The organism is Streptomyces sp. H39-S7 (assembly GCF_027158205.1).
In the GTDB taxonomy this organism is placed as follows: domain Bacteria; phylum Actinomycetota; class Actinomycetes; order Streptomycetales; family Streptomycetaceae; genus Actinacidiphila.
Genome location: NZ_JAPVLU010000006.1, coordinates 239,040 through 248,683, shown reverse-complemented (window position 1 = coordinate 248,683; position 9,644 = coordinate 239,040). Strand labels below are relative to the sequence as shown.

Genomic DNA, 9,644 nt, shown 5'->3' with positions numbered 1-9,644 from the left:
TAGTGTTTCGGTGGTCATAGCGTTAGGGAAACGCCCGGTTACATTCCGAACCCGGAAGCTAAGCCTTTCAGCGCCGATGGTACTGCAGGGGGGACCCTGTGGGAGAGTAGGACGCCGCCGAACAATCATTCAGCCCCAACCCCCGAGCTTCGGCTCGGGGGTTGGGGCTTTTTTGTTGCCTGTCACCCCATGTTCATGTCTCGGCGGGAACCTTGGCACCTCGACATGTGGAGGTAGGGACGTGCGTCAGCTGATGATGGACAGGCAGCCCCTCCGAGCTCTCTGTATCGGTTCCGGCGACGAGGTGATCGTGCCGTCGTTCGCGCCGGAGTCGTCCGCGGCGGCCGTGGTGATGGTGGGGGCGACTCCGGTCTTCGCCGATATCGACCCGCGAACGTACTGCCTCGACCCGGCCTCCGTGGAAGCCGCGCTCACCCCCAGAACGTCGGCCGTCCTCGCGGTGCACCAGTTCGGCCACCCGGCACCCATGCGTGAGCTGGGCGAACTGGCGGCGCGGCAGGGGATAGCCCTCGTCGAGGAGGACGAGCCGGGGGAGGACGCGGGCGAGGTGGCCAGGCGCCGCGCGCACGCCCGCTTCCTGGACTCGGCGCTGACCGGCGTCATCGTGCCGTACGTGGAGCCGGGCGCGCACCACGTCTACCGCCACTACACGGTGCGGATCCCGGGCAACGGCCGGCCCGACCGGGACGCCTTCGTCAGGGCGCTGTCGCGGCGCGGGGTGCGGGCGACCGTGAGCGTCCCGACGCCCGTGCACCGGCTCGCGGCGCACCGTTCCCGCGAGGTGCTGCCCGAGACCGAACTGGCCGCGGCGCAGGTGCTGTCGCTGCCGGTGCACTCGGGGCTCACCCAGCGGGAGTTGACGCATATCGCCGATGCCTGCAATGCCCTCGGTGGCCTGCTCTGATCCGGTTCGGGGGCGGTTCGGGGCGGGTTACCGAGCACGGGCATTCATGGGTTAAGATTTTCCTTGTCGACACCGAGCCCCTATAGCTCAGTCGGTAGAGCGTCTCCATGGTAAGGAGAAGGTCTGCGGTTCGATTCCGCATGGGGGCCCAAGAGAGAAGGACCCCTCGCCTGACGGCGGGGGGTCCTTCTGCCGTTCCGGCCCCTGGCGCCCTTGGCACCAGGGGCTCCTGCCGGGCTGTCAGTTCTGCGGCAGGGCGGGGACCCGCATCGCGAGAATGGCCATGTCGTCCGAGGGCGCGTCGGAGGCGAAGCGCTCCACGGCTCGCTGGATACGGGCGGCGACCGCGCCGGCGGTGAGGCCGGTGCAGGTGGCGAGGACGTCGGCGAGGCCGTCGTCGCCGAGCATCCGGGTGCCCTCGCGGCGTTCGGTGACGCCGTCGGTGACACAGAGCATGACGTCGCCCGGGTCCAGGGTGATGGTCTGTTCGACGAGTTCCAGGTCCTCCAGGACGCCGAGCAGCGGCTGCGGGTCGGCGGCGGCCTCCACGGTGCCGTCCGGGCGCAGCCGCAGCGGCAGCGGGTGGCCGGCGCAGACGACTTTGAGGATGGCGCTGCCGTCGGGCTGCGGCCACAACTCCCCGTAGAGCAGGGTCAGGAAGCGGCTGCGGGCACCCTCGTCCAGGATGGCGGCGTTGAGCCGTTCCAGGACGGCGGGACCGCCGAACCCCTCGCGGGCGAGGAGCCGGATCGCGTGCCGGGCCAGGCCGGTGACGGCCGCGGCCTCCGGGCCCGTGCCGCAGACGTCGCCGATGGCGAAGCCCCAGCAGCCGTCGCGGATCGGGAAGAGGTCGTAGAAGTCGCCGCCGACCTCGTTGCCCTCGCCGGCCGCCCGGTAGATGACCTCGACCTCGACGCCGGGGATGGGAGGCAGCCCGGGCGGCAGCAGGCTGCGCTGGAGGGCTTGGCTGATGGCCGTGCGCTCGCTGTACAGGCGGGCGTTGTCCAGGGCGAGGGCGGCGCGTCGGGAGAGGTCCTCTGCGAGTTCGAGGATCTCCTGGCGGAAGCGCTCGTCGGCGGGCTTGCCGAGGGTGAGCATGCCGATGACGCGGTTGCGGGCGACGAGCGGCAGGACCACGGTCTCGCCGCCGACCGCGGCGGCGGTCGCCAGCGCGGTGCCGGGTCCGGTGGCGGGGCGGCCGGCCTCGCCGAGGCCGAGGCTCCGCAAGGAGGCGCGCAGCGCGGTGGAGTGGGCGGCGTCGGAGGGCGCACTCCAGATTCGTGCGCCGGGCGTAGGCTCCGGCGCAGGCGGATCGAGCTTCGACAGCAGGGCTTTGATGCCGTCGATCCGGTCCTCGTCCTCGTGCAGCACGAAGGCGAGTTCGGGTTCCGACTGCTCGGCGATGGTGTAGACGGCGCACCAACTGGCCAGCGTGGGGACGGTCATCTGGGCCATGAGAGCGAGCGTCTGGTCGCGTTCCAGCGTGCCGGCGAGCAGGTCGGAGGCCTCGACGAGGAAGGACAGCGAGCCACGGCGCAGGCGTTCCAGCTCCGTGAGCCGGGCGCTCTCGACGGCCAGCGCGATGCGGTCGGCGGCGAACTGCAATCGCAGGGCCTGTTCGTTGGAGTAGCGGCCGGGGGCTTCGGCGGCGACGCCGAGGGAGCCGGTGAGCCGGCCCTCGACCTTCAGCGGCACCGTGACGATGGAGCGCATGCCGGTGCCGGCGAGCAGCGGGACGGCGCCGGGGACGGCGTTGAGGTCCTCGTGGACGGCGGGCATCCTGGCGCTGCCGTAGCGGCCGGTGCCGGCCTCGACGGGGACGCGGGCGAAGCGCTGGCGGGCGGAGGGCAGGCCGGTGGAGGCGCGTACCTCCAGCTCCGTCTCGTCGTCGGTGGCGAGCAGCAGGTAGGCGGCGTCTCCGTCGAGCATGTCGCGGGCGCGCTCCACGGTGCGCTGCAGGAGTCCGTCGAGGTCGTCGGGGGCCGGGGAGCCGATGAACACCTCGAAGGCGTCTGCGGCCTTTCCACGGTCCCCGGACGCGGCGTCCGAGCTGACGGGGCCGCGTGCGGGGCTCTGCAGGACGGCCCGCTCGTCCGCGCGGACCAGCAGGCAGACGGTGGAGGGCTCGCCGGTGGTGTCGCGGACCCGCAGGTGGGAGCCGTACACGGGCTGTACGCGGCCGTCGGCGCCGCGTATCCCGTAGGTGCCCTCCCAGCGGGAGAGGAGCAGCGCCTCGGCGAGGCCGATGCCGGTGCCGGGGGTCTGCGGCCAGGCGGTGAGCTCGGTGAGGGGCTTGCCGATCATCTGGTCGGAGGTGTGGCCGAAGAGATCGGTCGCGTCGTCGTTCCAGCGGGTGACGACGGCGTTGCGGTCGACCTGGATCACGGCGACGCGGACCCGTTCGTCGGTGAGCGGGAGAGCGGCGGTCGGCAGCGCGGGGCTCGTGGCACGGGTGCCGGCGGAGCGTTCCGGCAGGTCGAGCTGGAACCAGACGTGCTTGGCGGAGGGGGTGTACTCCACGCCCCAGCGGCTGGCGAGGGCGGAGCAGAGGACGAGGCCGCGCCCCCCTTCGCTGTCGGGGTTGCGGAGCTGCAGTCCCGCGTCCTGGAGGGGGACCTCGCGCTCGGGGTAGCGGTCGGCGACCTCGACCCGTACCGCTGTGTCGTAGCGCAGGCACTGCACGTCGGCGGAGGTACCCGCATGAACTACCGCATTAGTGACGAGTTCGCTGGTCAGGACCACAGCGTCGTCGACGATGTCGGAGAAGCCCCAGCCCTGGAGGGTGTCCCGGACGAAGGCGCGCGCGATGGCGACCGATCGCCCCACCGGCTGGAAGGTGGCCGCTGCCCGCGCCGTGATCACAGAACTCCTCGTGCGCCCCTTGGCGCTGTTGTCGGTCTCGCTTTCGATTCTTTGCGCCGTCACCGGCGGCCCCCGTGAGGTGTAGGCCCGGTCTGTGGCGGGCAACCGGATGCCAGGTTACTTACCTCCGCTGATGGCGCGTGCGCTGGTTCCGGGTGTTTCTGCCCCGATCGTGCGACTGGTCACAGGCGAAGCTGCCGAACTGTTATGGCCAGGTGCGGGCATGGTGAAACACTGGGCATGTCTAAGAGGCAGTTCACGAGCAGTTTGGTCGACCCTCCGGGAGGGACACGGTGGAGTCCAGCGCATCGACGCGCGGTGCAGTTTCGCGTGGAAAGAACGCGCGATCCCGCGCCAACGGGACCATCGAGGTGGATTCGGCTGCCTTGTACAGACTTCTGGCGGCGTTGGCGTCCATGAGGGACGGCAACTTCCGCAAGCGGTTGACGGTGTCGGGAGACGGGCTGATGGCGGAGGTCTCCGCCGTCTTCAACGAGGTGGCGGACCGCAATCAGCACCTGACGGGCGAGCTGGCCCGGGTGCGCCGGGTCGTCGGCCGTGAGGGAAAACTCACCGAGCGCCTGGAGACGGGGGCCTGTGAGGGCTCCTGGGCGGCCGCGATCGACGCGTCGAACGCGCTGGTCGACGACCTGGTCCGGCCGGTCTCCGAGGTCGGGAGGGTGCTGTCGGCGGTCGCCGAGGGTGATCTGGAACAGCGGATGGACCTGCGGTCGCAGGGCGCGGACGGTTCCGCGCATCCGCTGCGCGGTGAGTTCCTCAAGGTCGGCCGGACGGTCAACGGTCTGGTGGACCAGTTGTCCGCGTTCACCGACGAGGTGACGCGGGTCGCCAGCGAGGTCGGCACCGAGGGCAAGCTCGGCGGCCAGGCCAAGGTGCGCGGTATGTCCGGTTCCTGGAAGGACCTGACGGATTCCGTCAACACGATGGCGTCCCGGCTCACCGCCCAGGTGCGTGACATCGCTCTCGTGACGACGGCGGTCGCCAAGGGCGATCTGTCGCGGAAGGTCACGGTTCACGTGGCCGGCGAGATGCTGGAGCTGAAGAACACCGTCAACACGATGGTGGACCAGCTGTCGTCCTTCGCCTCCGAGGTGACGCGTGTCGCCCGTGAGGTCGGCACGGAGGGCGAGCTCGGCGGTCAGGCGCAGGTGCCGGACGTGGCCGGGGTGTGGAAGGACCTGACGGACTCCGTCAACCTGATGGCCGGGAACCTGACGGCCCAGGTGCGGGACATCGCCCAGGTGACGGCCGCGGTCGCCAACGGCGACCTGTCGCAGAAGATCACCATCGGGGCGCGCGGCGAGGTCGCGCAGCTCGCGGAGACGATCAACGCGATGACCGAGACGCTGCGGACGTTCGCCGACGAGGTGACGCGGGTGGCGGGCGAGGTCGGCGCCGAGGGGCTGCTGGGCGGTCAGGCGCAGGTGCCGGGCGCCGCGGGCACGTGGAAGGACCTCACCGACTCGGTGAACACCGCCTTCCGTAACCTCACCGCTCAGGTGCGGGACATCGCGCAGGTCACGACGGCGGTCGCCAACGGCGACCTGTCGCAGAAGGTGACGGTGGACGTCTCCGGCGAGATGCTGGAGCTCAAGAACACCGTGAACACGATGGTGGACCAGCTGTCCTCCTTCGGCGCGGAAGTGACCCGGGTGGCGCGCGAGGTCGGCGTCGAGGGTGAGCTGGGAGGTCAGGCGCAGGTGCCGGGCGCGGCCGGCACGTGGAAGGACCTCACCGACTCGGTGAACACCGCCTTCCGTAACCTGACGGGCCAGGTGCGCAACATCGCGCAGGTCACGACGGCGGTCGCCAACGGCGACCTGTCGCAGAAGGTGACCGTGGACGTCTCCGGCGAGATGCTGGAGCTCAAGAACACCGTGAACCGCATGGTCGACCAGCTGTCGTCCTTCGCGGCGCAGGTGACCCGGATGGCCCGGGACGTGGGCACGGAGGGCCGGCTCGGCGGCCAGGCGAGGGTGGACGGCGTCGCCGGCACCTGGAAGGACCTGACCGACTCCGTGAACTTCATGGCGGGCAACCTGACGTCCCAGGTGCGGCAGATCGCCCAGGTGACGACGGCGGTGGCGCGCGGGGACCTGTCGCAGAAGATCGATGTGGACGCCCGGGGCGAGATCCTGGAGCTGAAGAACACCATCAACACGATGGTCGACCAGCTGTCCTCGTTCGCCGACCAGGTGACCCGCGTCGCGCGGGACGTGGGTACCGAGGGGCGCCTCGGCGGCCAGGCGCAGGTGCCGGGCGTCGCCGGTGTGTGGCGCGATCTGACCGATTCGGTGAACGGCATGGCGGGGAACCTGACCGCCCAGGTCCGCAACATCGCGCAGGTCGCGACGGCGGTGGCGCGCGGGGACCTGTCGCAGAAGATCGATGTGGACGCCCGGGGCGAGATCCTGGAGCTGAAGAACACCCTGAACACGATGGTCGACCAGCTGTCGTCCTTCGCGGAGCAGGTGACCCGGGTGGCCCGCGAGGTGGGCACCGAGGGGATCCTGGGCGGCCAGGCCGAGGTCAAGGGCGTGAGCGGCACGTGGAAGGACCTCACGCAGTCCGTCAACTTCATGGCCAACAACCTGACGAGCCAGGTCCGCAACATCGCCGAGGTGACGACGGCGGTCGCCAGCGGTGACCTGTCGAAGAAGATCACCGTTGACGCCAAGGGCGAGATCCTCGCCCTGGTCACCACCGTCAACACCATGGTCGACACGCTGTCGGCCTTCGGTGACGAGGTGACCCGCGTCGCCCGCGAGGTGGGCACCGAGGGGCAGTTGGGCGGGCAGGCCCGGGTTCGGGACGTGTCGGGCATCTGGAAGGACCTGACCGACAACGTCAACCTGATGGCCAACAACCTGACCAACCAGGTGCGTTCGATCGCCGCGGTCGCCACCGCGGTCGCCAACGGCGATCTCACCAAGAAGATCACCGTCGAGGCGCGCGGTGAGGTCGCGCAGCTCGCGGAGACGATCAACACCATGGTCGACACGCTGTCGGCCTTCGGTGACGAGGTCACCCGCGTCGCCCGCGAGGTCGGCACCGAGGGCATCCTCGGCGGTCAGGCCCGCGTGCCCGGCGTCGCCGGCACGTGGAAGGACCTCACCGAGTCGGTGAACGGCATGGCGTCCAACCTGACCGGCCAGGTCCGCAACATCGCCATGGTGACGACCGCCGTCGCCCGCGGCGACCTGTCCAAGAAGATCGACGTGGACGCGCGCGGCGAGATCCTGGAACTGAAGACGACCATCAACACGATGGTCGGCCAGCTCTCCGCCTTCGGTGACGAGGTCACCCGGGTGGCGCGGGAGGTGGGTACCGAGGGGCGGCTCGGCGGCCAGGCACGGGTGCCGGACGTCTCCGGCATCTGGAAGGACCTCACCGAATCGGTGAACCTGATGGCCAACAACCTCACCAGCCAGGTCCGCAACATCGCGCAGGTGGCCACCGCGGTGACCCGCGGCGATCTCAACCTGCGGATCGACGTGGACGCGGCCGGCGAGATCCTGGAGCTCCAGGACTACATCAACACGATGATCGTGCGCCTGCGGGAGACCACGCTCGCCAACAAGGAGCAGGACTGGCTCAAGGGCAACCTGGCCCGGATCTCCGGCCTCATGCAGGGCCGCCGGGAGCTGAACGACGTGGCCGCGCTGATCATGAGCGAGCTGACGCCGGTGGTCTCGGCGCAGCACGGCGCGTTCTTCCTCGCCGAGGAGATCGGCGACGGCACCGAGCTCGGTGCGCGGGAGGAGGACGAGGACGCGTACGAGCTGCGGCTCGTCGGGTCGTACGGCTTCTCCAAGCGCTCCATGCCGACCACGTTCCTGCCCGGTGAGGCCCTGATCGGGCAGGCCGCGGTGGAGAAGCGGTCGATCCTGGTCGAGAACGTCCCGCCGGGGTACCTCAAGATCGTGTCAGGGCTCGGTGAGGCGCCCCCGGCGCACGTCATCGTCCTTCCGGTGCTCTTCGAGGACCGGATCCTGGGGGTGATCGAGCTGGCCGCGTTCCAGCCGTTCACCCAGATCCAGAAGGACTTCCTCAGCCAGATCACCGACATCATCGCGATCAGCGTCAACACGATCAGCGTCAACACCAAGACGGAGGGACTGCTGGAGCAGTCCCAGGAGCTGACCGAGCAGCTCAAGGAGCGCTCGGGCGAGCTGGAGAACCGGCAGAAGGCGCTGCAGCTGTCCAACGCGGAGCTGGAGGAGAAGGCCGAGCTGCTGGCCCGGCAGAACCGCGACATCGAGGTGAAGAACACCGAGATCGAGGAGGCGCGGCAGGTCCTGGAGGAGCGCGCCGAGCAGCTCGCGGTCTCGATGCGCTACAAGTCCGAGTTCCTGGCCAACATGTCGCACGAGCTGCGCACCCCGCTCAACTCGCTGCTGATCCTGGCCAAGCTGCTCGCCGACAACGCCGACGGGAACCTGTCGTCCAAGCAGGTCGAGTTCTCCGAGACGATCCATGGCGCGGGTTCGGACCTGCTGCAGCTCATCAACGACATCCTCGACCTGTCGAAGGTCGAGGCGGGCAAGATGGACGTCAGCCCGACCCGTATCGCCCTGGTGCAGCTCGTCGACTACGTCGAGGCGACGTTCCGACCGCTGACGGCCGAGAAGGGCCTGGACTTCTCGGTCCGGGTCTCGCCGGAACTCCCGGTCACGCTGCACACGGACGAGCAGCGGCTGCTGCAGGTGCTGCGCAACCTGCTCTCCAACGCGGTCAAGTTCACCGACAGCGGCTCCGTGGAGCTGGTCATCCGGCCGGCGGGTCCCGAGGTCCCGCCGGCGATCCGGGAGCAGCTGCTGGAGTCCGGGGCGCTGCGCGACGCGGACCAGCCGCTGATCGCGTTCTCCGTCACCGACACCGGGATCGGGATCGCCGCGAGCAAGATGCGGGTGATCTTCGAGGCGTTCAAGCAGGCGGACGGCACCACCAGCCGCAAGTACGGCGGCACCGGTCTGGGTCTGTCGATCAGCCGGGAGATCGCACGGCTGCTCGGCGGCGAGATCCACGCCGACAGCCAGACCGGCCGCGGCTCGACGTTCACCCTGTACCTGCCGCTCAGCAGCGGTGAACTGCCGCCGCACGGCTACCCGCAGCTGCCCGGCAGTGAGGTCGTCGGCGAGCTGGAGTACCAGGCGCCCCACCGCAACCGCCTGGCGGGCAGCAGCCTGTCGCGGCTGCGCCGCCGCTCGGCGCCGCAGCAGCAGCCCCCGCAGTCGTTCTCGGGGCAGCCTGCCCCGGCGCCGGCGGAGGAGTCCTGGGTGGACGGCGGGAACACCGACGGGTACGCGCGCTTCGCGGGCGGGTTCCACGGCGAGAAGGTGCTCATCGTCGACGACGACATCCGCAACGTCTTCGCGCTGACCAGCGTGCTGGAGCAGCACGGGCTGACGGTGCTCTACGCGGAGAACGGCCGGGAGGGGATCGAGGTCCTGGAGCAGCACGACGATGTCGCGATCGTCCTGATGGACATCATGATGCCGGAGATGGATGGATATGCGACGACGACGGCGATCCGCAGGATGCCGCAGTTCGCCGGACTTCCGATCCTGGCGCTGACGGCGAAGGCGATGAAGGGCGACCGGGAGAAGAGCATCGAGTCCGGAGCGTCGGACTACGTCACGAAGCCGGTCGACACCGATCACCTGCTGACACTCATGGAACAGTGGATGAGCGCGCGTGGAACACCCCGTTGAAAGGTGGACTGTTGACGGGGTGTGTCCATTCAGGTGTGAGGGGGCGGGATTCAGGGAACCTTCTGGTCTCCGCTAGCGTTTCTGCTTCGTGCACAGTGACATGGCGGTGACAGGGTGTGGCG

General features: G+C 69.6%; 3 protein-coding genes, 1 tRNA gene and 1 rRNA gene. 4 read left to right on the top strand and 1 reads right to left on the bottom strand.

From position 1 onward, the window contains the following. Nucleotides 1-6: 6 nt before the first annotated feature. The 3 genes from rrf (at nt 7) to O3X23_RS08395 (ending at nt 1,074) form a co-directional block, all read left to right on the top strand. Nucleotides 7-123, top strand: a 5S ribosomal RNA gene (gene rrf / locus O3X23_RS08405). A 118-nt stretch (nt 124-241) separates the two neighbouring features. Continuing rightward, a complete protein-coding gene (locus O3X23_RS08400; RefSeq protein ID WP_331283889.1) occupies nt 242-925 on the top strand; it encodes a DegT/DnrJ/EryC1/StrS family aminotransferase in 684 nt (227 codons plus the stop codon). Between the two features lie 76 nt (nt 926-1,001). Further along, nucleotides 1,002-1,074, top strand: a tRNA-Thr gene (locus O3X23_RS08395). 91 nt (nt 1,075-1,165) lie between these two features. Here the strand turns inward: O3X23_RS08395 and O3X23_RS08390 are convergent. Continuing rightward, nucleotides 1,166-3,787, bottom strand: coding sequence for a SpoIIE family protein phosphatase (locus O3X23_RS08390; RefSeq protein ID WP_269270558.1), 2,622 nt, complete (start codon nt 3,785-3,787; stop codon nt 1,166-1,168). A 416-nt stretch (nt 3,788-4,203) separates the two neighbouring features. Here O3X23_RS08390 and O3X23_RS08385 point away from each other — a divergent pair, with 416 nt between their 5' ends. After that, on the top strand, nt 4,204-9,522 hold the full coding sequence (locus O3X23_RS08385) for a HAMP domain-containing protein (RefSeq protein ID WP_443047796.1): 5,319 nt from the start codon (nt 4,204-4,206) through the stop codon (nt 9,520-9,522). The last annotated feature ends 122 nt before the right edge of the window (nt 9,523-9,644 follow it).

Excerpts from the sequence above, each read along its gene's own strand:
- O3X23_RS08385 (WP_443047796.1), top strand. The coding sequence starts at position 4,204 with ATGAGGGACGGCAACTTCCGCAAGCGGTTGACGGTGTCGGGAGACGGG.